The organism is Arthrobacter sp. CAN_A214 (assembly GCF_015751955.1).
In the GTDB taxonomy this organism is placed as follows: Bacteria; Actinomycetota; Actinomycetes; order Actinomycetales; family Micrococcaceae; genus Arthrobacter_D.
Genome location: NZ_JADOUU010000018.1, coordinates 23,939 through 50,030, shown reverse-complemented (window position 1 = coordinate 50,030; position 26,092 = coordinate 23,939). Strand labels below are relative to the sequence as shown.

Sequence of the window (26,092 nt, the reverse complement as noted above, 5' to 3'; positions counted from 1 at the left end):
AGGAAACAGTTTTGCTCCCAGAACTCACTGCAGCATAATCAAAGAACTGACCCGCACGGTGTCGAGAAAACTCCACCACTCAGCGGGACGTAACCATAAGGATGCCGAAATGTAGCGGCATACGCTGCATTATTATGCTTTGGGCTGCATGATGTCGGAATGTAGCAGTTGCTCGTTTCGCACCGGTCGCCGGTGATGCATATAGGTTTGCTTCACCGCGACACTTTGGAGGCACGCCACCACGCCAGAGGCTCAACGGCCTCGACGTTCAAGCGATGCGAAGTCGACCTGTTAGTCCAATACGGATCCCCCTGTGCCCTCTCACCTTGAGGGCATTTCCTTGAAGCGCGTCCGCCTGGATCAGGTCGTAGAAGAGCACGGCGCCAACAACACTCGTTTCCCGACCTCCAGCGGCACGAACGAACAAGCAGCTTTCCTTGTGGCGCGGTGCTTTCAGTGGGCATCGAGGGCGAGGGTGGTGCCGAAGCAGACCAGTGCCACACCGGTGATCGTGTCGGTCGCCCTGGTGATTCGGGGGGTACGCAGCCATTGGCGGGCGATATGCGTGCCGAAGATGATGAGGGTGAACCAGACAGGGCCCAGCAGGTTGTGCATGCCTGCCAGGGCGACGCCCATCCAGAGGGGACAGGGACAACGGAGCAAGTTAGCTCGAGACATCGGGGCACTGTGTACGCCCCGGACGACAGCAAAGGACCTTCGTAAGGGGATGGATGACTGTCCGTGGGTGCAGCCTGTGTTGATCAGGCCGGGTAACGCCGGTAGGTAGCTTGCCTATCGAATGCATTGCATTCAGTGTCCCCTAAAGAGTATGTTAGGACAAACTTTTCTAGGAGGATCAATGCCCCTTGTGCGGATCGACATCAACAAAGGCCGAACCAGCAAACAGCTGCGCGAGATCAGCGAAGCGATCCATGCGGCGATACTCGCCGAGTACCGTATCCCCGAGCGTGACCTGTTCCACATCCTTACTCAGCACGAACCGGGCGAGATCCTGGCACAGGATGCGGGTCTCGGCTTCGAGCGCAGCACCGATGTCGTCATGATCCAGATTTTCACCCAGGGAGGTCGCACCCAGGAGGCGAAGAGTGCCCTTTTTGCTCACGTTGCCGCAGCGCTGGAGGGAGTTGGTGTTGAAGGCTCGGATGTTTTCATCGGCTACGTCGAAAATGGTCCAGGCGATTGGTCTTTCGGCTTCGGTCGTAGCCAATACATGAACGGCGAGCTGACCGTTCCTGCTGAATGAGCCATCGGTAAGAACTATTTGTTCTGATGTACATACAAACTTGACAGAGCGGTCGGGTGTAGCGGAGTCTCGAAGTATGAAGCACGTCACACGGGCGAGGGTCTTTGCATTCCCCCATCTCCCTGAAGCACACCGCTTACGGGCAGGAACAACGGAAGGTCAGGGTCGATGGTGACTCACGAATTACTGACGATCGGACGCATCAGCGTCGACATCTACCCCAATGATGTGGGGGTTGATTTGGAGGACGTTACGTCCTTCGGGAAGTACCTTGGAGGGTCGCCCTCGAATGTGGCAGTCGCCGCGGCGGTCTACGGCCATAAGACGGCTGTTGTCACCCGTACCGGCGAGGATCCGTTCGGAAACTACCTTCATCAGCAGCTTCGGAAGTTCGGCGTGGACGACAGTTTCGTGACCGGAGTCAAAGGCTTGCCGACTCCAGTCACCTTCTGTGCCATTAAACCCCCGGATGATTTCCCGCTGTACTTCTACCGCACGCCCACCGCACCGGACCTTCAAATAGAAGCCGAGGAAATTCCCCTAGCTGCAGTCCGCGATGCGACGATCTTCTGGTCGACCGTTACCGGCCTCTCCCAGGAACCAAGCCGCGGCGCCCACATCGCAGCCCACGAAGCACGCCCCACCCAGGAACTGCACGAGGGCCAGCACACCATTCTCGATCTCGACTACCGTCCGATGTTCTGGGCTTCGGAAGCCGAGGCCAGGGAACAGGTGGAGCGGATCCTGCCGCATGTCACCATCGCAATCGGCAACGACAAAGAATGTTCCGTTGCCGTGGGGGAGGGCACCCCTGATGAACAGGCCGACCGTCTCCTCGCCGCCGGTGTCAGAATCGCCGTCGTCAAGCTCGGCCCTGAAGGGGTGATGGCGAAAACCGTCACCGAACGAGTGGTGTCCGCTCCAGTACCCGTGGAAACGGTGAACGGGCTGGGCGCCGGCGACTCCTTCGGGGGCGCGTTCTGCCATGGGCTCCTGGCGGGATGGCCGCTGCAGCAGATCCTCGACTTCGCCAATGCAGCAGGTGCCATCGTCGCCTCCCGCCTATCCTGCGCGGACGCCATGCCTACCGCCACGGAGGTGCTCGCTCTATTGAAAGAGCGCGGCCGTGCCCTACCCGAAGAGGTCTCCCTATGAGTAGTATCGATCCAGCCAACCCCGCACGGTACGAGCACCTGACTGCCCAGCGGCTCGAGGACCCGAAATCGGTAGCCCACGCGGCCGCCGCCCGGCGCCACCATCCGGGTCCTGTCGCAGGATCGCAAAATTTCATCGTTGCCGCCGATCATCCAGCTCGTGGTGCCCTGGCGGTCCGGGACAATCCCACGGCCATGGGGGATCGCAGGGATCTGCTCGACCGGCTCCTGATCGCACTGGAGAATCCGGCCGTGGATGGCATCCTCGCCTCACCCGACATCATGGATGATCTGTTGCTTCTGGGTGCGCTGGACGGCAAGCTACTCTTCGGCTCAATGAATCGTGGGGGTCTGGCCGGTTTCGTCAATGAGATCGATGACCGATTCACTGGGCACACGGCTACCGCGTTGAAGGCAATCGGCGCAACCGGCGGCAAAATGCTTACACGGATTTGCCTGGGGGATCCGGCAACCGCGGGAATCCTCGAATCCACGGCCCAGGCGATCGACAGCCTCGCCGGGTACGAGCTTATCGCCATGGTCGAGCCTTTCCTTTCGGTCTGGGACAACGGACGTGTCCGCAACGACCTCAGCACCGACGCGGTCATCAAGTCCGTGGTGATCGCTGAGGCACTCGGTGCCAGCAGCGCCTACACCTGGATGAAACTCCCCGTTGTCGCCGACATGGAACGCGTCATGGCATCCACCACCCTTCCCACCGTCCTGCTCGGCGGGGATCCTACCGGCGCACCCGAGGAGATCTTCGCGACCTGGCAGGCCGCTTTACGGCTTCCCGGCGTGCAGGGACTCACAGTCGGCCGTACCTTGCTCTACCCGCAGGATGGGAACGTGGAGGCGGCTGTGCAAACCGCCGCTTCGCTGCTGAAATCACCGGCCAGCGCCGGCGCAGCCCAGAAAATGAGGACCATCTGATGCAGACCCGCAGAATGAGCGTCGCCCAGGCGGTCGTGGAATTCCTGAGCCGTCAATACACCGTTGATTCCGTGGGCGGCCAGGAATACCGCGAACGACTGATCCCAGGAATGTTCGGCATCTTTGGCCACGGCAACGTCGCAGGAGTGGGACAGGCGCTGAAGCAATCCCAAACCGCTGACCCTTCAACCATGCCCTACTACCAGGGCCGCAACGAACAAGCCCAGGTGCACCAGGCAGTGGGCTATGCCCGCCACACCCGCCGCCGCGCGACCTTCGCAGTCAGCGCTTCCGTCGGGCCCGGGTCAACAAACATGTTGACCGGTGCCGCATTGGCGACCACAAACCGGCTACCCGCCCTGCTGCTGCCCAGTGACATCTTCGCCACCCGTGCTGCGGACCCGGTGCTGCAGCAGCTGGAACGCCCCGAAGCGTACGACATCTCGGTGAACGACGCTTTCCGGCCGCTGTCGAAGTACTTCGACCGCGTCTCACGGCCCGAGCAGTTGTACTCGGCGCTACTGAACGGCCTGCGCGTGCTGACCGACCCGGCAGAAACAGGTGCCGTGACGATCTCGCTGCCACAGGACGTACAAGCTGAACCAATTGATGTTCCCGCGGAATTCCTGGAGGACCGCGAATGGCGGATCCGCCGGCCCGAGCCTGAAACTGATGATATTCGTCGTGCTGCCGCAGCCATCTCGGCGGCCGAACGCCCTCTGATCATTGCCGGCGGCGGTGTGCTGTACTCATTCGCCACCGAGCAGCTGGCGGCCTTCGCCGAGGCCACAGGCATCCCCGTCGGGTACACCCAGGCCGGTGTCGGGTCCATGCCGTGGGACCATGCCCTGTGCCTAGGGGCCATCGGTTCCACCGGCACGACCGCGGCGAACACGATAGCGGCCCAAGCGGACCTGATCATCGGAATCGGTACACGCTATGAGGATTTCACCACCGGATCCCGCACTGCGTTCCAGAACCCCTCGGTGCGCTTCATCAACATCAATGTCGCCGCCATCGACGCCTATAAACACGGTTCATCCCTGCCGATCGTCGCCGACGCCCGCAAAACCCTGGTCCGCCTCACGGAAGCCCTGGGCGGGTACCGGGTAGGTGCTGACCTTACGGGCAGGATCGAGGCGGAAAAGCGGCGCTGGAATGAGACGGTCGACACGGCGTTCGACACCCGCCACACCCCGCTGCCCTCGCAGAACGAAATCATCGGTGCGACAAACCGCTCCATGGGAGAAAAAGACGTCGTCATCTGTGCAGCAGGGTCCCTGCCGGGAGACCTCCACAAGATGTGGCGTGTGAGGGATGCCTTCGGTTACCACGTGGAATACGCGTTTTCCTGCATGGGCTATGAGATTGCCGGCGGTCTGGGCGTGAAACGGGCAACCCTGGCCGAACACGCGGCAGGCGGCACGCAACGGGACGTCGTCGTCATGGTGGGCGACGGTTCCTATCTGATGATGCACACGGAACTGGTCACCGCGGTCGCCGAGAAGATCAAACTGATCGTGGTGCTCATCCAGAACCACGGATACGCCTCCATCGGAGCACTCTCCGAATCGCTGGGTTCTCAACGCTACGGAACGCAGTACCGCTTCCTAGACGGAGAACACCACAGCTTCGACGAAGGTGAGCGGCTACCCATTGACCTCGCCACCAACGCCGAAAGCCTCGGCGTCAGCGTCCTTCGGATTCAGCCCGGCGAATCGGTGATCACCGACCTCGAGGACGCAATCCGAAAGGCACGCGCCGCGCCGGAAGACAACGGGCCGATTCTCATTCACATCGAATCCGATCCACTGCTGGACGCTCCGTCCTCGGAATCCTGGTGGGACGTCCCCGTCTCCGCCGTCTCCGACCTGGACTCCACCCAGGCCGCTTACCAGACTTACACCGACCACAAGATCCGCCAGCGTCCACTGCTGGGCTAAATACCGGGAGTTTTGCATATGAGCACCACGATCAACCACTACATCAACGGCGCCGAAACAGCAGGGGAGGGTGAGCGCACCCAGCCCGTATACAACCCTGCAACCGGTGCCGTCACCGGCGAGCTGCGGCTAGCCAACCGGGCCGACCTCGACACCGCCGTCGCCGCCGCTAAGGCCGCCGCCGTCTCCTGGAACGACATCTCCCTCGCCAAGCGCACCGGTGTCCTGTTCCGGTTCCGCGAGCTGGTCGCCGCCCACGTCGATGACCTCGCCGCCCTCATCACCGCCGAACACGGCAAAGTCCTCTCCGACGCCAAGGGGGAGATCGCCCGGGGACTCGAAGTCGTCGAATTCGCCTGCGGCATTCCCCAGCAGCTCAAGGGGGACTATTCCGACCAGGTATCCACCGGCATCGACGTTTTCTCCTTCCGCCAGCCCCTCGGCGTGGTGGCAGGCATCACCCCCTTCAACTTCCCCGTGATGGTGCCCCTCTGGATGGCGCCGATGGCGATCGCCACCGGAAATGCATTCATCCTGAAGCCCTCCGAGCGTGATCCGTCGGCATCGCTGCTACTGGCGAAGCTGTGGAGTGAGGCCGGGCTGCCGGACGGTGTCTTCCAGGTTCTGCACGGCGATAAGGAAACCGTCGACGGACTCCTGACCCACCCCGACATCGACGGAATCTCCTTCGTGGGATCCACGCCGATCGCCCAGTACGTGCACGAAACCGCCACCGCGCACGGCAAACGTGTCCAGGCACTGGGAGGCGCGAAAAACCACGCCATCGTCCTTCCCGATGCCGACCTTGCATCCGCCGCCGATCACCTCAGCGCGGCGGCTTTCGGCTCTGCCGGGGAGCGATGCATGGCCATTTCCGTCGCCGTGGCCGTCGGTGATGCCGCGGACCTGCTCGTGAAGAACGTCGAAGAGCGCGCAGCCGCAATCACCGTCGCCAATGGAACCGACCCCCAAGCCGACATGGGCCCGGTCATCACCCCGGCGTCCAAGGAACGCATCGTGCGCATCATCACCGAAGCCGAGCAAGCCGGTGCGGCGATGGTGGTCGACGGACGCTCCCTGGTCGTCGAGGGCCACGAGGAAGGATTTTGGGTCGGCCCGACGGTGCTGGACCACGTCAGCTCCGAGATGAGCGCCTACACCGAGGAAATCTTCGGGCCCGTGCTCGTGGTGGTCCGCGTCGACACCCTCGAGGACGGCATCACGCTCATCAACGCCAATCCCTACGGCAACGGCACCGCCATCTTCACCTCCTCCGGGGCTGCCGCCCGCAAGTTCCAACGGGAAGTCACGGTCGGCATGATCGGCATCAACGTTCCGTTGCCCGTGCCCGTGGCCTACCACTCCTTCGGCGGATGGAAAGCCTCCCTGTTCGGAGACAAGCACATCTACGGACCAGAAGGCGTGTCCTTCTACACCCGCGGCAAGGTCGTCACCTCACGCTGGCCGGAACCCACGCACGCCTCCGGCGCTTCCTACAACTTCCCCAGCAACAGCACCGACTAAGTCCCACCGCCACCTGATACCTCACGAAAGACAACGACGTCATGACATCGACCTTGAACAGCACCGATATCGAGAACAAGATCATCATCGGCACCGCCCCGGACTCCTGGGGTGTCTGGTTCCCGGATGATCCGAAACAAACACCGTGGGAGAGGTTCCTGGACGAGGTCGCCGAAGCCGGATACTCCTGCATCGAACTCGGCCCATACGGGTACCTCCCCACCGACCCGGTGAGGCTGGCCGATGAACTGCGCCAGCGCAAGCTAACCATTTCCGCCGGAACCGTGTTCACCGCCTTCCACCGTGGCCTCGATCAATGGGACACGGCCTGGAAACCGGCCCGGGAGGTTGCGGAACTGACTGCGGCCATGGGAGGCAAACACATTGTGGTCATCCCGGCCATGTGGCGCGATGATGTCACCGGGGAAGCCGTCGAACCGGGAACCCTCCACGAGAAGCAGTGGAACGACCTTTTCGAGGGGCACAATCGCCTGGGGAAGGTGTTGCTTGAGGACTTCGGGCTGCGTCAGCAGTTCCATTCGCACGCCGATTCCCATGTCGGCGCCCAGCAGGACATCGAGAAGTTACTTGCCCACACGGACCCGGCGCTCTTGAACCTGTGCCTGGACACCGGTCATGCCGAATACTGCGGTGCCTCCAGCCTGCAGCTCATCCAGGAGCACCCCGAGCGCATCGGCTACCTCCATCTGAAGCAGATCAACCCCGAGATCCTCGCGAAGGTCAATGAGGAGAACATGACCTGGGCGGCAGCGAACCTCGCCGGCGTCATGACCGAACCTCCTCACGGACTGCCGGACCTGCGCGCCGTCATCGAAGCGATCGAAGCCCTCGACCGGCCGATCTTCGGCATCGTCGAACAGGACATGTACCCGGTCGACTTCGACGTGCCCATGCCCGTGGCCAAGAGAACCCGCGACTACCTGCTGTCCTGCGGCTCGCGCACCCGCATCAATTAACACCTCGCCCAAAAGAAAGCAGAAACCATGTCCACGATTCTTGGAATAGCAGTAATCGGCGCCGGGCGGATGGGCGCCGACCATATCGACCGCCTCAACCGTCGCATCACCGGGGCCCGCGTGGCCGCCGTCGTCGACGTCGACCTCGCCCGTGCCGAAGCCGCCGTGGAAGGAATCGAAGGCGCTGTCGCGCTCACCAGTGCCGAAGAGGCCCTGGAGCGCCCCGACGTCAACGCCGTACTGATCGCGACCCCTGGTTTCCTGCACGAAGACATCCTGCTCAAGGCCCTCAAGAAAGACCTGCCGATTCTGTGCGAGAAACCGCTCACTCCGGATGCCGAGTCCTCTTGGCGTATTGTTCAGGCTGAAGTCGAGCTTGGTCACCCCCGCATTCAGGTCGGTTTCATGCGCCGCTTCGACGCCGAGTACCAGCAACTAGGCGAGCTCGTGCGCTCCGGCGCTCTGGGGGAGCTACTTATGCTGCACTGCGCCCACCGCAATCCGGCAACTCCCGCTAACTTCACCAACAAGATGCTCATCAACGACTCCGTCGTCCACGAGTTCGATGCCATCCGTTTCCTCACGGGTGAGGAGATCACCTCTGTCCAGGTTCGCCTGGGCAAGGCCACGAAAAACGCCCCCGAGGGCCAGCACGACCCACAGCACGTGCTGATCGAGACGGAATCCGGTGTCCTGGCCGACGTTGAGATCTACGTCAATGCGAAGTTCGGCTATCAGGTCTCCACCCAGGCCGCTTTCGAGGACGGCATCGTCGATATCGGCGGCGACACAGGACCCTACCTGCGTAGCGCGGGCCGGTGGGGCGGCTCGATCACCCCCGGCTTCGAGGAGCGTTTCGGGGCAGCCTACGACGTCGAAGTGCAGGCCTGGGTAGATGCAGCAGCCCAAGGAACCCTGGGTGGACCCTCCGCCTGGGACGGCTATGCTACTGCCGCGTGCTGCGAGGCCGGCGTCGAGGCGCAGGAAACCGGCACAAAAATGACCGTGAAACTCGAACACAAGCCCGGCATCTACAGCTGATCCTCCGCGAAATTCGGCTTCCAAGCTGGGAAATTTCCGCGCGCCCGTACTCAATCACCTTGGAGACTTGAATGAAGATTGCGCTCGACCCCACCCCCTTCCACGCCACACACCGCCTCCTGGAGTTTCCGCAGTTGGCGGCAGAGCTCGGCTACAAACACCTTCAGCTCACTCCCCACCCCGACTTCCTGCCCTTCTTTCGCAATCCCAGAGCCGACGACGGGCTGGCGAAGGATTTGAATAAGGCCTGCGCCGAGGCAGGGGTCGGTATCGCCTCGGTCCTTCCGGTTCTGCGGTGGGCATCCCCTGATGAGGAGGAACGTCAGGCGGCCGTCCGCAAGTGGAAGCGTGCCATCGAACTCACCGTCAGTCTGGGTGTTAACGTGATGAACACCGAATTCACCGGCCGCCCCGAGCTGGCGGAAAAGTCGGAGGACGCGTTCTATCGGTCGATGGAAGAGCTGCTCCCGATGATCGAACGCGAGGGGATCGACGTACGCATCGATCCGCACCCGGATGACTTCGTCGAAGACGGACTTGAGGCGCTGCGCGTCATCCGCGGCTTGAATTCGACCAACATCGGCTTCGTTTTTGTTGCGTGTCATTCCTTCCACATGGGCCACTCCCTGCAGGACATCATGCAGGCCGCTGGAGGCAGGTTGAGGCTCGTGCACGTCGCGGACACCATGGACCACACCGCTTCTTCCGGCCTCCGCTACATCACGAATCCGCCGGGAAATGCGGTGCGGGTGCACCAACATCTGAAAATCGGGGACGGCGACGTCGACTGGGACGCCTTCTTCGGCGGACTGCATGGCCTGGGCTTCTTCGATCGTGAGGACACCGTGATGGTTTCCAGCGTCTTCGCCGAGAACGAGAACGCGGCGGAAGTGTCCCGGTACCAGCTCCAAACCATGAACAGCTACATTGCAAAGGCCAAACAGGAGCGGAGCCAGCCATGAGCACCACACCCACCCCGGCCGCGGGTATTGCCCAGGGGAAACCGGGGGTCAACAAGCAGGATCGCTTCCTGCGGAAGATCACCTGGATCGCGACCCTCGGCGGTCTCCTGTTCGGTTTCGACACCGGAGTCATCAACGGTGCGTTGCCTTTCATGGAGGAGGACCTGAACCTCACTCCATTCACGGAAGGGCTCGTGGCGAGTTCCCTGGTCTTCGGTGCGGCGTTCGGAGCCGTCCTCGGCGGACGCCTTGCAGACCAGTACGGCCGACGCCGGATGATCATCGTCCTGGCCGTCATCTTCCTCATCGGTACGCTCGGCGCATCGCTGGCGCCCGACGTCGTGGTCATGGTCGCCTCGCGACTGGTGCTGGGCCTGGCCGTCGGCGGCGCGTCGGTCATGGTGCCGATATTCCTCGCCGAGCTCTCACCGGCGGCGAGGCGCGGCCAGATGGTGACCCGCAACGAACTGATGATCGTCACCGGGCAGTTGCTGGCGTTCACCACCAACGCATTCCTCGGAAACTTCTTCGGCGAATCCGACGGCGTCTGGCGCTGGATGCTGGTGATCGCCACCCTGCCCGCCATCGGGCTGTGGATCGGCATGCATTTCGTGCCCGAAAGCCCCCGCTGGCTCGCGTCAATCGGCAACTTCGGTGAAACCCACGAGGTGCTGCTGCAGATCCGCGAGAAGGAGGTGGCACGGAGGGAATTCGAGGAGGTCAAGGCCCTCGCCGTCGAGGACTACAAAGCCAAGATGGGGACCTTCAAGGACTTGAGCGAACCGTGGTTGAAGCGCGTGTTCGTGGTCGGCATCGGGCTGGCCGTCATTCAGCAGATCACCGGCGTCAACTCGATCATGTACTACGGAACCCAAATCCTGACCGATGCCGGGTTCGGTACCGAGGCCGCGCTCACCGCCAACATCGCCAACGGCATCATCTCGGTCCTGGCGACCTTCGTCGGAATCTGGCTGCTCGGTCGGGTAGGCCGCCGCCCCATGCTCCTCGTCGGACAGATCGGAACGACGTCGGCCCTGCTCCTGATCGGGATCTTCTCGCTGATCCTTCCCGAGGGCACCGCACGCGGCTTCGTCATCCTCTCCCTGACGGTGACCTTCCTTGCGTTCCAGCAGGGAGCTATCTCACCGGTCACCTGGCTGATGCTGTCCGAGATTTTCCCGCTGAAGATCCGCGGAATGGGCATGGGTGTGTCGGTCTTCGTGCTGTGGATGGTCAACTTCGCCGTGAGCTTCAGCTTTCCCATCCTCGTCGCGGCGCTCAGCATCTCCACCACGTTTTTCGTCTTCGTGGTGCTGGGGATCGGTGCCATCCTGTTCGCACGGAAGTTCATCCCCGAGACACGGAACAAATCACTCGAGGAACTCGAACACGAATTCAAGGGAAAGATCAACGCCTGACGCAGAAGGCCAGACACCGGCCTGAGGATTCTTAGCGGACGAATAAGGGGCTCAACCTTTCGGTTGAGCCCCTTATTCGTTTTGCTGATCGGTTACTGGCTGAACGGCAACCGGGGGTCGATGTCCTGGCCCTCCCATGTGGAGCGAACCCAGCCGTGATGAGGATCGTCGCTGATCAGCCATTCCCGTACCGGGCCGGGGCCGGCCATCACGTTGAGGTAGTACAGGTCGTATCCGGGAGCCGCCATGGCGGGCCCGTGCCACCCATAGGGCACCAGCACCACATCGCCCGTGCGCACCTCCGCTGTGACATTGATGGGACGCTCATCGGAGGCATACACACGCTGGTACCCCATCGGATCCGCTTCGGTCGGCGCCGAGCCACCGGGGGCACTGCGGGTTTCGAAGTAGTAGATCTCTTCGAGGTTGGTCTCACCGTCCTTTTCCTCGTCGTGCTTGTGCGGGGGGTAGGAGGACCAGTTGCCGGACGGCGTCAGGACCTCGCAGACGATGAAGCGATCCGCCTCCAGGGCTGCCGGCGTCCCGAAGTTGTGGACCTGACGGGAGCAGTTTCCCGCGCCCCGCAGTTCGACAGGAATATCGGCTGCGGCCACGACCCGGACCGGGTAATCGTTGCCCGCCGGCGCCGTTGCGACAGCGACCCGGCCCCCGGCTTCCGAGGTGATGCTGACATCCCTACCGATGCCGGAATACAGGACGTCCGAGGGCCCGGAGAACACCGATTCGCGGCCCGCCAAGGTATAGTCCCTTTCCTCGACGGTGACGAGGAAAGAGCCGTTCAGGGGTACCACGATGCGTTCCTCATCCGCTGCAGGCAGTAGCACTGCTTCGCCGGCGGCCAGGGTAGCGACGCGGATTCCCGTATGCTGCCAGCCCTCCACGGCTTGCCGGGAGCCTGCGGCTCCCAGCGCCACATCCCACGGACCGTCTACTGCTGAACCCAGCGGGTATACCCATTCGGTCATGTCGAGCCTTTCTTCTGGCTGGTTGGTCTAGCGGTTGACCAGGGTCATTTCGAAGCTGTAGGAATCCGCCCGGTACACGTGGTGCCCCATTTCCACATTGCGGCCGATGTCGTCAACGGCAGTACGGTCCATCGTGACCAGGGCCGAGCCCGGCTTGATTCCCAGCAGCTCCGCCTCATAGTCATCACAGGTTCGCGCACCGATACGCTGCTGAGCGAGGCGGAAATTCACCCCAGCGGTCCGAAGAATCTCGTACAGCCCGCGGTCTTTCAGCGATCTCTCATCCAAATCAGCCACGTCGTCACGGACCCAGTTCTCCATTAGCGCCAACGGCTCGCCATCCATTCGGCGCAGTCGCACCACGTGGTAGACCCGAGCTCCCTGGGGCAGGTGAAGACTCTCGCGGACAGTGTCATCGGCCGCCATGTGAGCGAAGGAGAGTATCTCACTGCTCGGTTTGCTGCCGGAGCCTTGCAGGTCATCAAAAAGGCTCGAAAGTTCGAGGTGACGCTTGATCTGACTGGCCACCACCTGGGTTCCGACGCCGCGCTTACGCACCAGCAGCCCGGATCGCACCAGTTCATCCATGGCTTTGCGCATAGTGGGTCGGGAAAGTTTCAGCTGCGCAGCCAGAGCAATCTCATTATCCAGCTTGCTGCCGGGGGCCAGTTTCCCGCTACGGATCGCAGCCTCGATACCCTGGGCGACCTGATGATATAGAGGGACCGGCGATGACCTGTCGATGTCGAGACGCAGTGAACTCATACCCTCACCCTTCAACGCGTCCGGCTCCCGCTGACCCGAGGACAACTTCCATCCGACGCTTACGGCCGGCTCTTTAACCGGACAAACTGTGTATTCGACGATACCCCAGAGGCAGACCCTCCGGGCGAGTCGTAGCGGAGATTCGAAGCATAAGTTAATTTCGTATCCCCCACTGGCCTGAAATATGGCAGTCAACTCTTACCGACGCTACCTATTTGTACTGACATAAGGACTAAGTATTGACGGGTGAGGTTCGTCAGCCCTACAGTGATCACAATGTGAGCCGCAGCACAGTGAAGACCCACTGATCCGGCCCGCCGAAACCTAGCCGTCCCACTTCGCGCATGCGGAGACCGCTCACCGTCACATGCCGGTTGCAAATCCTTTGATCTCGTACACTCCTTCCGCCGGGCTGCCGGCTCCCACCTCTGAAAAGAGACAACAATGTCGTTGCGCAACCCCGAACCCACCGCCTTGGCTGGACAGGGCAATCACCGCGGATATCTCATTCGTCTCACCGCCATTTCCACCCTTGGTGGTCTTCTCTTCGGCTATGACACAGGAGTGATCTCCGGTGCCCTGCTGTATATGAACGATTCATTCGATATGAACGCTGTTGAGGAAGCTTCGGTCGTCAGCTCGCTCCTTTTTCCGGGGGCGGCACTCGGAGCCCTCACCGGAGGTCGACTCGCGGACAGGATCGGACGCCGGGGCACGCTTTTGGTCTGTGCCGTCCTCTTCCTCGTCGGTGCGTTGAGCTGTGCCTTCGCTCCCTCCGTGGGATTCATGATCGTCGCGAGGATCATCCTCGGCCTTGGTGTGGGTGCAGCCGCGGTGACTTGCCCGCTCTATCTCGCGGAAATGGCCCCATCGCACCTGCGGGGACGGATGGTGACCATCAACGAGCTCATGATCGTCACCGGTCAGATGCTCGCCTTCGCCATCAACGCGCTGCTCGATGCTTTGGTTCAGGACACTCAGGTATGGCGGATCATGCTGGGGGTGGCTTCCATCCCGGCTATCGCCCTGTTGATCGGTATGTTGCTCCTGCCAGAGTCGCCGCGCTGGTACGCCCTGCGGGATCGCCTCACGGATACGCGTAAGATCCTTGACCGAAGCCGGACCCCTCTCGAGGCTGAGCGGGAGTTCCAGGAGATCGTGGAAGCATCCAAAATCGCTCGAGGTGAACGGGGCCAGGTATGGCGTGATCTGAAGAACAACCCATGGATGCGCCGACTGCTATGGATTGGTATCGGACTGGCAATCGTCCAACAAGCCACCGGCATCAACACCGTCAACTACTACGCACCCACCATCCTGGAGCAAAGCGGACTAGGTGTCAGTGCCTCCCTGGTAGCAACCATCGCCGTCGGCGTCACCTCGGTAGTCATGACAATCGTCGGAATCTGGCTTCTCGGCTTCGTGGGACGGCGCAAGATGCTGCTGATCGGATTCTCAGGAGTGGCAGCATCACAAGCCGTATTGGCCATCGTGTTTCTTCTGCCCCCATCGGACATTGTCAGCTACACCATCCTCGTTGCGATGATGCTTTTCGTCTCCTTCGTGCAGTGCTTCATCGGAACGTGTGTCTGGTTGCTGTTGTCGGAAATCTTCCCAATGGCCATTCGCGGCTTCGCCATGGGCCTGGCGGTTTTCGCCCTTTGGACGGTCAACGCGGCCATCTCGTTCCTGTTCCCCATCGTCAACGAGAACCTCGGCTCCACCGGCACTTTCGGACTGTTTGTGCTCGTGAATATCATTTCTCTCGGATTCGTGCACAGATACGTCCCCGAAACCAAGGGCCATTCATTGGAGGAACTCGAATTCCACTTCCGGACCGAGGGCGAAAAAGCACAAGTGTCCTAACGCTCACCTCCCTGATACAGGATGCCCGCTCAAGGGATCACGTCCGATCAGGCCTCCGATCATTTGGAGCCACAACCCAAACACCACGAGGGCCCCACCGAAAGTGGAGGCCCTCTTGGTGACTCAAGATCCATCGGGCCAACACCGCCCTTCTAGCTCGCCGAGAGCAACGCCGCGGGATACCCCTGATTTCATGAATCCCAAGTAGGGAGCTAATTCGGAGGTCGGCTCGCGATGGAACACGATAAGAGGCTCGAAGAACCGGATCCTCCCAGCTATCTTCGTGGAGGCAATCCCATCCGCCGGAGCGCGGATGGGATTCGCGGGTAGCGGATCCATGCATACACGCAACCCGGCTCCGCGGAACTGCACCGCCTTGCACTGGGCGTTTTTGACCTTCGGTTCGGGCACATCCTCAGTGTATGTGCCGAAATTTGTTACGCGGAGGACGTCGGCCGATCCATCGGAGTAGAGGTACAAGCTGCTCATGGACCCGCTGGCAACCCACCTCGGGCCTAGTGTCCGCAGAGATGATTGTGGGTTGCGTCGAGATACAGCGCCCGGGTGCCCAGAGGCCGAGCATCGACCGAACTACGAGCCGCACCGTCCCGTACGCCGATCCTCGACCGCTACATGAGTTGGGGTTATGATCGGCTGGTTTCTCAGGACGTGGGCCAGCAACCAGCCGCTGGTTGCTGGTCGGTTAGAGCGTCGCGGTGTCGATGACGAAGCGGTAACGGACGTCGGAGGCCATGACGCGTTCGTAGGCGTCGTTGATTTTACTGGCTGGGATGACTTCGATCTCGGCACCGAGGTGGTGCTCGGCGCAGAAATCGAGCATTTCCTGGGTTTGACGGATGCCGCCGATCATTGAGCCGGCGAAGGACCGGCGTCCGGCGATCAGCGCGAATGCGTTCACGGGGAGCGGTTCCGCTGGCGCACCGACGTTGACCAGGGTGCCGTCGAGGGTCAGCAGCTGCAGGTACGCGCTGATGTCGATCGAGGCGCTGACGGTATTGATGATCAGGTCGAAGGTGCCTGCGAGGGTTTCGAACGTGCCGGGGTCGCTCGTGGCGTGGTAGTGATCCGCGCCCAGACGCAGGCCGTCTTCCTGCTTTTTCAGCGACTGGGACAGGACAGTGACTTCGGCGCCCATTGCGTGGGCGATTTTGACGGCCATGTGGCCGAGACCACCGAGTCCGACGATCGCCACTTTCGTGCCGGGACCGGCGCCCCAGTGGCGCAGCGGTGAGTAGGTGGTGATGCCGGCGCACAGTAGCGGGGCGGCGGCGTCGAGTTCGAGGCCGTCCGGGATTCGTACGACAAAGTTTTCGGTCACGACGACGTGGGTGGAGTAGCCGCCCTGGGTGATGGTCCCGTCACGATCGACAGCGCCGTAGGTGCCGGTGTTCCCTTTTTCGCAGTACTGTTCCTCGCCCTTGCGGCAGTTGACGCATTCACCGCAGGAGTTGACCATGCAGCCGACTCCGACGCGGTCGCCGACAGAGTAGGTGGTGACCTCGGGGCCGACTTCGGCGACGATGCCGGCGATTTCGTGGCCGGGGGCCAGTGGGTAGGACTGTGGCCCCCAGTCGCCGCGGACGGTGTGGATGTCGGAGTGGCAGATGCCGGCGAACTTGATGTCGATCAACACGTCGTGCGGGCCGACATCGCGCCGTTCGATGGTGGTGGGGGCCAGATCCTCCGTCGCGGAAGGGGCGGCGTAAGCGTTAACGGTAAGCATGGTTCTCCTGGTTCAACGATGGATGGATGGTTTGCCATAAGGGGAGGGCGCGGCCGCGGAGGGCGCGTATCCGTTTGTCTACTGCTTCGGGGGTGCTGTGCCCTCTGAACGCGATGACACCTGCGGTGAGGTCGAGTCCTGTCTTGACGAGTGAAAGGGCCATCCCATTGTAGTTGCCGATCAGAGGATACCCATCGTGCCTGCGGTGAACGACGAGGTTGAAGGAGCCGTCGAACATGGAAATCGTCGTGTCGGCGTTCGCGTCGCTTGCCGCGTTGATGCTGGTTTGCAGCCGGGCCGCTACATCTTCGAAGGTAGTGCCTCGAAGGCTGGAACGGTCTAAGTCTTGCTCAGCAGCTTGATCCCGTCGGGCTGTAGTTCACCCGTGGGGAACACGTGTCCTTCGAAGTCGATGATTTCCAGGCGTAAGGCGATCGGCCGGCAACGGAGGGGTACGGGCTTATCGGTGGCATCGGCCAGGATGAAGATGTCTGGCGCATGGTTTACGTGCGCGGTTCTGATGAATCAGGTTCGCGACGGCGCGGCCGGTGAGCGTTAAAAGAGCGACCGCCGCAGGGGTTAGGGCTTCTGCGGCGGTCGCTGGGTTGGACTGATCGTTGGAGGAATATGGTTCGATCAGTCCGTCAATCTGTGGTGCTGTGGTGCTGTTTTGGTGGTGCGGTTATGCGTTGGTGTTGCTGCGGCGGACCATAAAGGTTCCGCCGGCTGCTGCTGCCAGGACCAGGCCGCCACCGAGGGCGAGGATGGCGGTGTTGGAACCGGTTTCCTGGGCGACGCCGGTGTCGGCGCCGCCTGCTGGCATGTCGCCCATCTGTGAGGCTACGAGGGTTCCACACAGTGCCGGTGAGGTGGCGCCGAGGGGAAGTGAGGGCTCCAGGTCGCTGGGTGCGCTGAAGGCCTCTGTCGTGGCGGTGACGGTGGCGGGGTCCAGGCCGTGGACGACGACGACGGCGGTACCGGCTTCGAGGGAGGCCTTGGTTGCGGCGTCGAGGTCGATTTCACGGTCGATGGTGTAGCTGCCGCCCTGGCCGCCGAGCGCGAGGTTCAGGCCCTCGGCCGGGGTTGTTGCACCGGAGGTGGTCAGGGTGGTGAGGATTCCACCGTAGGAAGCAGCACCGTCGGTGGTGCTGAGGATTCCGTCGCCATTGGCGTCATCAGCGGTGGTGGGGCACTCACCCAGGGCTCCGCCGTGGATGTGCTGGACGTGGGGGTAGGGTGCGTCCATGAAGGTCTCGGCGAGACCGGAGACCTGCAGGTTGACATGGGCCTTGTCGCCGGTGACGTCGACGGTGACAGTGCCCGAACCGGTGGTGCCGCTGAGCTGGCCCAGGGTCGAGGAGTAGGACTCATCTGCTGCCATGGCCGGCGACGATGCCATGGCCAGGGCGCCGAGGGCGAGGGTGGGAACTGCAAGGAAGCGCATTGCCTTGTTCATGAGAATAATTCCTTCACTGTGCGGTGAACGCGCGTCCCGGTCGGACACGCTCGAATAATGATTCGGAGCACTCCGAAGCGTGGATTGGTTTTACCTCCACATAAAATTCCGGGGGCCCAGCACCCTCGACTTCGCGGTGCTTCTGCTCACAGTAAGCAGGAATACCTCTGCTTGGGAAGCAATTATGTGTGGCAGATGTGACACAAGAGATTCGTCGGTGAAAGCCCCGCTAACAGGTAGAACCCAGAAATCAGCTGTAGTGTCTACTGCATTTTCATGTGCGAGTGAGTGATGGCAGGACATTTCTGCCCTGTCGAGAGCGGTGGAGAACGGAACCAGCGGTCTCCACCGTATGTTCTCCGGCGTTTTCACTCTGGTCGCAACTCTCCGCGGATTCGACGGCAGGGGATATCCGGCTGTGCCGATCCCCCAGTCGGACCGGCGAGGCAATCATCGCCTCGACGTGGCCCGGCCGAAGAAGGGCTTCGAGGTCTTGTCCCGATGCGCGAAAACCGGGATTATTCCACTTACCGATTGTCGGGCGGTTCGAACTGTGGAGGCATCATCATGAAGTTGCGCTACGGATTATCAGCTCTTATCCTTGCGGCGCTTCTCATGGGCGCCACCGCCTGCGGGTCCGGTGCCGGACCAGGTGCCACCGAGGCGACCACCCCGCCGACTGAAGTTGCGGCACCGGAATCTGCGGCGGCGACAGCCGGCGCAGGAACCTCCGCACCAGCGTCCTCTGCTGCGATTTCTTCTGCGGAAGCTGCGCCGGCAGAAGAAGTCCTGATCACCATCGCGGACTTCGAATACGTAATGCCTGAATCCATCGCGCCCGGCGCAATGGTGACGGTAATCAATGAAGACGATGCCCCCCATACGGTGACGGCCGAGGATGACGGGGGCTTCGACGTCGATGTCCAGGGTGGTGAAACAGTGACCTTCACTGCTCCCGACGAGCCCGGTGAGTATGCCGTCATCTGCGTCTACCACCCAGGAATGTCCAGCACCCTGGTCATCCGATGAGCGCCCCGGGAAGTACCGGCGGACAGCCGAGTGCGCACCCCACCGGGAAGGGGCGTTCTCCGGGCAGGTCGACTGCGCGCAATAGCCCGCTGATGATCCTCCTGCGCGTGATCATTGCGGCGGGCCTGATCGTCAGTGCGGTCATCCACTTCCAGCTCGCGCCGGGGTTCCAGCAGGCCGCCCCGGCCGGAATAGGCGGGGGTAACCTGTTCCGGATCCAGGCCGTTGTGGCCGTCCTTGCCGCCCTGTACGTCCTGGTCAGGGGAGACCGGCCCGCGTACGCTTTTGCGGCAGTGGTCGCCCTTTCGGCACTGGCAGCGGTGGTCCTGTACCGGTACGTGCAGGTTCCTGCAATCGGTCCAATTCCATCGATGTATGAGCCCGTCTGGTATGCGCAGAAGGCACTCACCGCAGTAGCAGAGGCTATTGCCGGCCTCCTTGCCGTCCTCGGTTACCTCCTCCTGCACCGCCGCCGAAACGTCAGTTAGGCAGTTCCCAAACTTTCAAGCTGGAATTGCGTCGCCGAGCGTGAGGAAAGGAGTGCCGGCATCGGTCATGACGCCCAGCGCCTGCAGAAGTCCTGGGCCCGTTCCGGAGCCGGGGCGGTTGCCGTGGGCGATGATGATGGATCCCGGACCGGCGGCTCTGGTCTCGGTCGTGACGGCGCCGGCAGGGTAGGTTGCTCCGCCGTCGCCGTTGACGCTGAAACCGGCAGGGATCAGACCCAGGTCGTGACAGATCCGCGCCGAGACGTCGTCGAAATATGCCGTACCCGGCCGGAAGAATCGTGGTCGCTGACCGGTGAGCGCCGTCAGTACGGCGTCGTTTCCCATGATCTCGTCATAGACGCTACCGGTATCTGCAGTTCCCGGGATGCCGTAGGCCGAGTTTCCGGTGACGCTCAGCGGGAGGTGGTCCGTTCCATGGTTCGCCAACTCGAACAGCGGGTTGTCCGCCAAGTCCGCGGCAAGGGGCCGGTTGTCGGCGACCCAGCGTGCGTTGAGGAAAAGGGTTGCCGGGACACGTAGGCGCTGCAATCCTGAAATAAGATCCGGGTCGAAGCTATTGCCACCGGCGCCGCCGCAGAAATCCAAGGTCAGCGCAACGCCTTGCGAGCCGTTCGGTATGCGCGAGACCACCCCTGGTGCCTCGAGTCCCCAGTAGTAGGGGGACCGGCCGGCGTGCCGATCGATGATCTCGTCCCGGCTGGGCAGGCGATGCGGTTCCGGGCCTGCGGGCGGCGGCACGACGGGCGGCGGCACTACGGGCGGCGGCTCACCGGGCGTGAGCCGTGGAACCGTCGACGGCGGATTGGACGGGGACGGGACGGATGGGGCGGATGACTGGACGACGTCATTCGTAGCTTGGCGCACCCCGCAGCCGGTAAGGATCAGCCCCATGCCGATCGCCAGAACAGTTCGGCGCCCAGGGTTGTGCGCCATTAATCTGCTCCTCTTAGGGCGAAGCCCATGCGTAACACCTATAACACCAGTAACAGCGCTAACAGTAGTACACGGCTCGTCCTCCGGGAGAGGCGCAGTTCTCCCGGTCCCGACAGTGTTGTTGCCGCGAAATGGTTATCTGGGGCTGATCACACGTATGGGCTTACCGTCAAGAAAGGCATTGATCGACTCAACAGCACCCTGGAAGAACAATTCATAGTTCTGCCGGGTGACATAACCGAGGTGCGGAGTGAGCAGGGTGGAGGGCGCGGTCAACAGCGGATTCGTTGCAGCGATCGGTTCCGTGTCGAAAACGTCGATTCCGGCGCCACCGATCCGGCGGCTTCCCAGGGCCACCGCCAGGGCGTCCTGATCGGCGATGCCCGCACGGGACGTGTTCACGATGATGGCAGTGGGCTTCATGGCATGCAGATGCCGCTCGGTGACGAGGCCCGCTGTTCGCGGGCTCAGCTGCAGATGGATCGACAATACGTCCGAGCGTTGGAAGAGGTCGTCCTCCGACACCCATTCCACTCCCCTGTCGCGCGCCAGCTGTGGAGTCAGATGCTGGCTCCATGCAATAACGTCCATGCCGAAGGCAAGGCCGACGGCGGCAACCTTGGTGCCGATCCTTCCTAGCCCGAGCACGCCCAGTGTCGAACCGGCAAGGCCCGACCCGATGGAACCGGATTGCCAGTGGCCGTTCCTCAGGGACTCTTCCTCGATTCTCAGATTGCGCTGAAGCGCCAGTATCAGGGCCCACGTCAGTTCGACGGTCGGTGTGCCCAGCGACTCGGTTCCGCACACGAGTACGCCGGCACCTGCATCAACTGCCGCATTTCGCATTCCGGTCGTGACGATCAGGCGCAGCCTCGGTAGGCGCTTGATGACCTCAGCCCTCAGCGGTGTCCGCTCGCGCATCACGACCACTATGTCGAAGCCCTTCAGGCGCTCCACCAGGGCTTCTTCATCGGTCAGGTGGTCGGAAAAGAAAACAAGGTCCAGAGGGTGCTCGCCGGAATGCCAATCGGCCATTCGCTCGGCAACCGCCTGGTAATCGTCGAGCACCGCGACCCGCGTTGCTGATCCCTTATTCGATGTCATGTGGTCAGTCCTCAGTTCAGTCTCGACGGCTCTCGAGCGGATCGGAACCCTGCAGTGTGTCCACCATCTTCGCGATGGCCGGGGTTGGTAGTGCATGCTTCTCGCCGCGACGGATCAGTGCACCTCCGATCGCGTCGAGCTCGCTCGGTCTTCCCGCAGCTATGTCGAGCTGCAGGGAGGACCTCATCCCAGGCGGAAGGCCGTGCAGCGCCTCTGCCACGGTGGTAACGGTTGTCGGCAGGCCGTCCGCTGTTGCAACATTGCTGACTTCCGCCAGGAGCCCCGCGGTGAGGTTCTCGTCGCGGGTGAGGGCAGGACCGATCGGTAGGTCCCAGTACGTTGTCAGGAGCGCCAACGGAGCCAGGAACCGAAACTTGTTCCACAGGACAGCATCCTCGGAATCGCGGGCCGTGACTTTGATTCCAGCCTTGCGGAGCGCCTCGACCGTCGCGGAATCTGCACTTTCCACGGGAACAGCGATTCGAAGGAAAGGGCTTCGATGCTCGATAACCGACGGGGAGAACCGTGCCGCCTCCACCGTGATGGCCGCGCCGGCGATGGACGCTCCGGGGCAGGATTCCCGTAGCTCCTGCATATGATCCAAACCGTTAAGCAACGAGATGATCTCGACCGGAACTGCCGCGCGGATGATCGGAATCGAATCCGGAAGGGCAAATGCCTTGGTGGCCAGAATTATCCGCGCTCCGTGTGGGACGGTTTCCTGTGCAGGCACGGGAGCGGTCCAACTCCCGTATTGCCCACTTCGAATGGTGAGACCGTCATCGTTGATCGCCTTGGCGGCGTCCGGCCGTGCGACAGCGACGACGTCCTCACCTGCGCGGTGGAGCAGTGCGGCGACCAGGCCGCCAACCGCCCCTGGACCGACTACGGCAATCCGGCCTCGTTCGTCCGTCATTTCTGGCCTTTCGGTGGTGACGGGCCCTACTTCAGGACCGCCGGTCGGGTATGGATCGCTATGGTAAATTTTGCACGTCAAGCGCGCCGGAGCTTTTCATCGGAAACCCAACAGGGAGCAGCACACATGTCAGTCGTAGTAGGTTACATACCCACGCCGGAAGGCCGGGCGGCTCTCCAGCGTGCAATCGAGGAATCACGACTCCGGAAGGCGAAGCTTGTCGTCGTCAATTCCCAAGACAGCGGGAAGCCCATCAGTGGCCAGGAAAAAGGCCAGTACGAGCTCGAGCTGAAGGAGATGGAGAAGAGCGTCGCGGATACCGGTGTGGAGTACGAGATCCGGACGATGGCTCGGGGTACGCTCCCGAGCGAGGACCTGACCGCGGTTGCAGAGGAGACACGGGCCGAGCTGATCGTCATCGGTATGCGTCGGCGGAGCCCCGTGGGAAAGCTGTTCCTCGGCTCGAACGCACAGGAAGTCCTCCTGAGCGCCAATTGCGCGGTCCTCTCGGTCAAGGCGGCAAGATAAAGCCTCCCCGACGCTTGTCGGGGCCACCGGCGGCCGGCCGCCAGTCGGGGCCACCGGCGGCCGGCCGCCACTAGAGTAACCTTTTTCACCCTGGTATCACTTCATCGCGTTCGTCGGTGGGTGGGAGGGCTCGCTGAAAATTCTGCTGCACGGCATGGTCCGAGGCGCCGAGCGCTTCGGATATCCCCCACGCTGTCTCCTTGGCACGAGATCCCAGCAGTGCCGCCCGGCCCTCATCGATGCGCATGGACGGCACCGACAGGCCGACAGCTCCGATGACGCCGCCCGTATGGTCGAAGATCGGCGCGGCAACCGCCCGGATCCCCGTGGTCCGCTCCGCATTGGAATCCGCCCAGCCCTGATCCCGAATCCGGCTCAACTCCGCCCGCAGCCGTTCGGGGTCGGTGACCGTGGCAGGTGTCACCGGACGGATCGAGCGTGAAAGCCACCACTCCTGGCGCTCCCAGGGAAGGAAGGAGAGTATCACCTTGCCGGGAGCACCATGGGGCAGGGGTACGGGCACCCCGATGTCGGTGTAGTGCCTCCGAATTTCTTGACGGCTTTCGGCCTGGTCGATGACGGCGCGTTCGCCGGTGGACAGCAGCTCGTGCAGCCCGACCGTCTCGTCCACCTCGTCGCGCAGCTTCATCATGAACGGCATGGCGACATCGCGGAACGTGGTGGGGATAGCGCCGTTGCGCGCCAGTTGAATCAGGAGCGGACCAAGACCGTAACGCTTGTCCGAAGTCTGTCTAATGAGTCGGTTGGCCGCCATGGACACGAGGATGCGGTGCGCGGTGCTGGTAGACAGGCCGGTGCGCTTCGCCACCTCGGTGATCCCCAACTCCGGACTGCGGGAGTCGAAGCATCGCAGGATCGCCACTGCACGGTCGATTGACTGCACGCCGCTGCGCAGCTTTGCGCCGTCGTCGTTTTCCATTCAGACCCCTTGACACTTTTTGGCGGAAGCCCTAGGGTGATGTGAGTCACTTCCCGAAGAGCGGTAGTGCATCCCACTATACAGGAAAGGAGCGATATGCTCCCTCTCGACGGATTTCGGGTCCTCGACCTCACAAGATTCCTCTCCGGGCCCTATTGCACGATGGTTCTGGCGGAAATGGGCGCGGACGTCATCAAGATCGAGGTGCCCCACACCGGAGCTGATGAACGCCGGTTCGCGCCGAAGGTCAATGGCGAGAGCTACCCCGGTGCCATGCCGAACCGCAGCAAGCGAAGCATCTCCCTCGACCTGAAGACTGAGGAAGGGAAAAATCTCCTCCTCAAGATGGCGGAGGACGCAGATCTCGTGATCGAGAACTTCCGTCCCGGCGTCGCCAAGCGGCTCGGAATCGACTACGAATCCGTCCGGAAGGTGCGCCCGGACATCCTTTACTGCTCCATCAGCGGCTTCGGCCAGACCGGCCCGTACAAGCACCGCCCCGGCTTCGACATCATGGCCCAGGGCGTCGGTGGCTTCCTGCGGATGACGGGCGAGCCGGGAGGAAAGCCTGCGAAGGTCGGTATCGCGATCAACGACATCGCCGCCGGCATGACCGCGGTCTACTCGATCATGGGCGCGCAGATGCTTCGCCAGAAAACCGGCGAGGGCCAGTACATGGACATCTCCATCCTGGAAGCAGGCCTCGCCTGGACCGTCTGGGAATCGGGGGCATACTTCTCCGGAGGGGAAGTCCCCCAGGCCACCGGAACCAGGCACCGCCGCTCCACCCCCTACCAGGCCTACCGCACAGCCGACGGGTACGTCACGATCGGCGCTGCGAACGACCGTCTCTGGGAGCGCCTTGCCGTCGAGGCCCTGGACAGGAAGGAGTGGCTCAACGATCCCCGGTTCGTCACGCTCCCGGACAGGATGGCGAACATCGACGAGCTGGAACGCGAAATCGAAGCCATCACCATGACGAAGACCACGGATGAGTGGATCGCGATCATCGATGGAGTCGGTGTTCCCTGCGGCCCCGCGCTGACCTACGACCAGACACTTCAGAACGAGCAGATCCTGGCACGGGAAATGATCGTCGACGTCGAGCACCCGATCATGGGTGGAATGAAAACCATCGCGCCGCCCACGAAGTTCTCGAATATGGACTACAGCGTCCGCGGACCCGCCCCCTGGCTCGGTCAGCACACTGCCGAGGTCCTTCGGGAGGCAGGCCTGGATGACGCGACGATCGAAAAGCTCTTCACCGACGGTGTCGCCTTCGACGCCCACCCCACCCTCCAGAGGAGCGACACCAATGTCTGACGAAATACTGGTCGAGCGCCGGGGAGCAATCGCAACCGTCATCCTCAACCGGCCGAAGAGCCATAACGCCATCACCATCGGGATGTACACCGAACTGCCCGGAGTGGTCTCCGAACTCGACGACGACCCCACCGTCAAAGTGATCGTGCTGCGGGGAGCGGGCGAGAAGTCCTTCGCCTCCGGAGCGGACATCAGCGAATTCGAGAAGGAACGGGGAAACGCAACCAGCGCGCGGAACTACAACGAGCGGGTCGCGGAAGCGGAACATGCCATCGAAGGGTTGAAGAAGCCCACGATCGCGATGATCCACGGCTACTGCATCGGCGGTGGTGCCGGCCTGGCGCTGGCCTGCGACATCCGGTTCGCCGACACCAAGGGCCGGTTTGCCATCACGCCGGGAAAGCTGGGGCTGGTCTACAGCCTCGAGTCGAGCAAGCGCGTGGTGGATCTGGTAGGTCCGGCCCGCGCCAAATGGATCCTCCTCTCCGGTCTGCAGATCCACGCCGAGCGTGCCCTCGCCCTGGGCCTGTTCGATGAACTCTCCGCACCCGAGGAACTCGAGCAGTTCACCTACGACTTCGCTGAAACGGTCTGCTCACGTGCCCAGTTCAGTGTCCGGGCAGGCAAGGAGATGGTGCGCCGCATCGTCCTTGGCCAGGTGCAGGACGACGAAGACACCATCAACCTCCGCAACTCGTCCTTCGACACCGAGGACTTCGCTGAGGGCGTCCAGGCTTTCCTCGCGAAGAGGCCGCCGAACTTCCAGTGGTCCTGACC

24 protein-coding genes are annotated in these 26,092 nt (G+C 62.3%); 15 read left to right on the top strand and 9 right to left on the bottom strand.

All coding sequences use genetic code 11. The features are described 5' to 3' along the window. Positions 1 to 453: 453 nt before the first annotated feature. Positions 454 to 678 (bottom strand): LysE family transporter, encoded by a 225-nt coding sequence (locus IWX65_RS13660; RefSeq protein WP_196883645.1) that lies wholly within the window; start codon positions 676 to 678, stop codon positions 454 to 456. A 181-nt stretch (positions 679 to 859) separates the two neighbouring features. Between IWX65_RS13660 and IWX65_RS13655 the strand changes: the two genes are divergently transcribed. The 9 genes from IWX65_RS13655 (at position 860) to IWX65_RS13615 (ending at position 11,216) form a co-directional block, all read left to right on the top strand. Next, positions 860 to 1,264, top strand: a complete 405-nt coding sequence (locus IWX65_RS13655) for a tautomerase family protein (RefSeq protein WP_196883644.1) — start codon at positions 860 to 862, stop codon at positions 1,262 to 1,264. Positions 1,265 to 1,435: 171 nt separating this feature from the next. After that, positions 1,436 to 2,419: a 5-dehydro-2-deoxygluconokinase gene (iolC, locus tag IWX65_RS13650; protein ID WP_196883648.1), complete on the top strand. Its 984-nt coding sequence runs from the start codon at positions 1,436 to 1,438 to the stop codon at positions 2,417 to 2,419. Next, positions 2,416 to 3,351 (top strand): Cgl0159 family (beta/alpha)8-fold protein, encoded by a 936-nt coding sequence (locus IWX65_RS13645; RefSeq protein WP_196883643.1) that lies wholly within the window; start codon positions 2,416 to 2,418, stop codon positions 3,349 to 3,351. The genes iolC and IWX65_RS13645 overlap by 4 nt, the downstream gene beginning before the upstream one ends. A gap of 14 nt (positions 3,352 to 3,365) precedes the next feature. Beyond that, positions 3,366 to 5,294, top strand: a complete 1,929-nt coding sequence (gene iolD / locus IWX65_RS13640; RefSeq protein ID WP_196883647.1) for a 3D-(3,5/4)-trihydroxycyclohexane-1,2-dione acylhydrolase (decyclizing) — start codon at positions 3,366 to 3,368, stop codon at positions 5,292 to 5,294. Between the two features lie 18 nt (positions 5,295 to 5,312). Continuing rightward, a complete protein-coding gene (locus tag IWX65_RS13635) occupies positions 5,313 to 6,818 on the top strand; it encodes a CoA-acylating methylmalonate-semialdehyde dehydrogenase (protein WP_196883641.1) in 1,506 nt (501 codons plus the stop codon). A 41-nt stretch (positions 6,819 to 6,859) separates the two neighbouring features. Beyond that, entirely contained in the window at positions 6,860 to 7,795 is a 936-nt protein-coding gene (locus tag IWX65_RS13630; protein WP_196883640.1) for a sugar phosphate isomerase/epimerase family protein, read from the top strand. A gap of 27 nt (positions 7,796 to 7,822) precedes the next feature. Continuing rightward, complete coding sequence (locus IWX65_RS13625) at positions 7,823 to 8,836, top strand: Gfo/Idh/MocA family protein (RefSeq protein ID WP_196883639.1); 1,014 nt, start codon at positions 7,823 to 7,825, stop codon at positions 8,834 to 8,836. Positions 8,837 to 8,907: 71 nt separating this feature from the next. Next, positions 8,908 to 9,798: a sugar phosphate isomerase/epimerase family protein gene (locus tag IWX65_RS13620; protein ID WP_196883638.1), complete on the top strand. Its 891-nt coding sequence runs from the start codon at positions 8,908 to 8,910 to the stop codon at positions 9,796 to 9,798. Beyond that, positions 9,795 to 11,216 carry a sugar porter family MFS transporter gene (locus IWX65_RS13615; protein WP_196883637.1) on the top strand — a complete coding sequence of 474 codons (1,422 nt, stop codon included), beginning with the start codon at positions 9,795 to 9,797 and terminating at the stop codon, positions 11,214 to 11,216. The genes IWX65_RS13620 and IWX65_RS13615 overlap by 4 nt, the downstream gene beginning before the upstream one ends. A gap of 92 nt (positions 11,217 to 11,308) precedes the next feature. On the opposite strand, the gene iolB is transcribed toward IWX65_RS13615, so the two are convergent. Beyond that, a complete protein-coding gene (gene iolB, locus IWX65_RS13610) occupies positions 11,309 to 12,202 on the bottom strand; it encodes a 5-deoxy-glucuronate isomerase (RefSeq protein WP_196883636.1) in 894 nt (297 codons plus the stop codon). A 27-nt stretch (positions 12,203 to 12,229) separates the two neighbouring features. Beyond that, positions 12,230 to 12,967 (bottom strand): GntR family transcriptional regulator, encoded by a 738-nt coding sequence (locus IWX65_RS13605; protein WP_196883635.1) that lies wholly within the window; start codon positions 12,965 to 12,967, stop codon positions 12,230 to 12,232. A gap of 444 nt (positions 12,968 to 13,411) precedes the next feature. Here IWX65_RS13605 and IWX65_RS13600 point away from each other — a divergent pair, with 444 nt between their 5' ends. After that, positions 13,412 to 14,833, top strand: coding sequence for a sugar porter family MFS transporter (locus tag IWX65_RS13600; RefSeq protein WP_196883633.1), 1,422 nt, complete (start codon positions 13,412 to 13,414; stop codon positions 14,831 to 14,833). A 703-nt stretch (positions 14,834 to 15,536) separates the two neighbouring features. Here IWX65_RS13600 and IWX65_RS13595 read toward each other — a convergent pair. Further along, the gene (locus tag IWX65_RS13595) at positions 15,537 to 16,577 is read right to left on the bottom strand and encodes an NAD(P)-dependent alcohol dehydrogenase (protein ID WP_196883631.1); all 1,041 of its coding nucleotides are present in this window, start codon (positions 16,575 to 16,577) and stop codon (positions 15,537 to 15,539) included. 682 nt (positions 16,578 to 17,259) lie between these two features. Then, the gene (locus tag IWX65_RS13590) at positions 17,260 to 18,033 is read right to left on the bottom strand and encodes a CHRD domain-containing protein (protein WP_196883629.1); all 774 of its coding nucleotides are present in this window, start codon (positions 18,031 to 18,033) and stop codon (positions 17,260 to 17,262) included. 567 nt (positions 18,034 to 18,600) lie between these two features. On the opposite strand from IWX65_RS13590, the gene IWX65_RS13585 reads away from it, so the two are divergent. Further along, positions 18,601 to 19,062 (top strand): cupredoxin domain-containing protein, encoded by a 462-nt coding sequence (locus IWX65_RS13585; protein ID WP_196883627.1) that lies wholly within the window; start codon positions 18,601 to 18,603, stop codon positions 19,060 to 19,062. A gap of 92 nt (positions 19,063 to 19,154) precedes the next feature. Further along, entirely contained in the window at positions 19,155 to 19,550 is a 396-nt protein-coding gene (locus tag IWX65_RS13580) for a hypothetical protein (protein WP_196883625.1), read from the top strand. Between the two features lie 15 nt (positions 19,551 to 19,565). Here IWX65_RS13580 and IWX65_RS13575 read toward each other — a convergent pair whose 3' ends face one another. The 3 genes from IWX65_RS13575 to IWX65_RS13565 all read right to left on the bottom strand — a co-directional run bounded on the left by IWX65_RS13575 (position 19,566) and on the right by IWX65_RS13565 (position 22,524). After that, a complete protein-coding gene (locus tag IWX65_RS13575) occupies positions 19,566 to 20,504 on the bottom strand; it encodes a polysaccharide deacetylase family protein (RefSeq protein ID WP_196883623.1) in 939 nt (312 codons plus the stop codon). Between the two features lie 135 nt (positions 20,505 to 20,639). Then, a complete protein-coding gene (locus IWX65_RS13570) occupies positions 20,640 to 21,608 on the bottom strand; it encodes a D-2-hydroxyacid dehydrogenase family protein (RefSeq protein WP_196883621.1) in 969 nt (322 codons plus the stop codon). Between the two features lie 16 nt (positions 21,609 to 21,624). Further along, a complete protein-coding gene (locus IWX65_RS13565) occupies positions 21,625 to 22,524 on the bottom strand; it encodes a ketopantoate reductase family protein (protein WP_196883619.1) in 900 nt (299 codons plus the stop codon). 126 nt (positions 22,525 to 22,650) lie between these two features. Here IWX65_RS13565 and IWX65_RS13560 point away from each other — a divergent pair, with 126 nt between their 5' ends. Continuing rightward, positions 22,651 to 23,052 (top strand): universal stress protein, encoded by a 402-nt coding sequence (locus IWX65_RS13560; RefSeq protein WP_196883617.1) that lies wholly within the window; start codon positions 22,651 to 22,653, stop codon positions 23,050 to 23,052. An 85-nt stretch (positions 23,053 to 23,137) separates the two neighbouring features. On the opposite strand, the gene IWX65_RS13555 is transcribed toward IWX65_RS13560, so the two are convergent. Continuing rightward, positions 23,138 to 23,992 (bottom strand): IclR family transcriptional regulator, encoded by an 855-nt coding sequence (locus tag IWX65_RS13555; RefSeq protein WP_196883615.1) that lies wholly within the window; start codon positions 23,990 to 23,992, stop codon positions 23,138 to 23,140. A gap of 96 nt (positions 23,993 to 24,088) precedes the next feature. On the opposite strand from IWX65_RS13555, the gene IWX65_RS13550 reads away from it, so the two are divergent. Together IWX65_RS13550 and IWX65_RS13545 are read left to right on the top strand one after the other, a co-directional pair. After that, positions 24,089 to 25,315: a CaiB/BaiF CoA transferase family protein gene (locus IWX65_RS13550; RefSeq protein ID WP_196883614.1), complete on the top strand. Its 1,227-nt coding sequence runs from the start codon at positions 24,089 to 24,091 to the stop codon at positions 25,313 to 25,315. Next, positions 25,308 to 26,090: an enoyl-CoA hydratase-related protein gene (locus IWX65_RS13545; RefSeq protein WP_196883612.1), complete on the top strand. Its 783-nt coding sequence runs from the start codon at positions 25,308 to 25,310 to the stop codon at positions 26,088 to 26,090. Before IWX65_RS13550 ends, IWX65_RS13545 begins: the two co-directional genes overlap by 8 nt. The last annotated feature ends 2 nt before the right edge of the window (positions 26,091 to 26,092 follow it).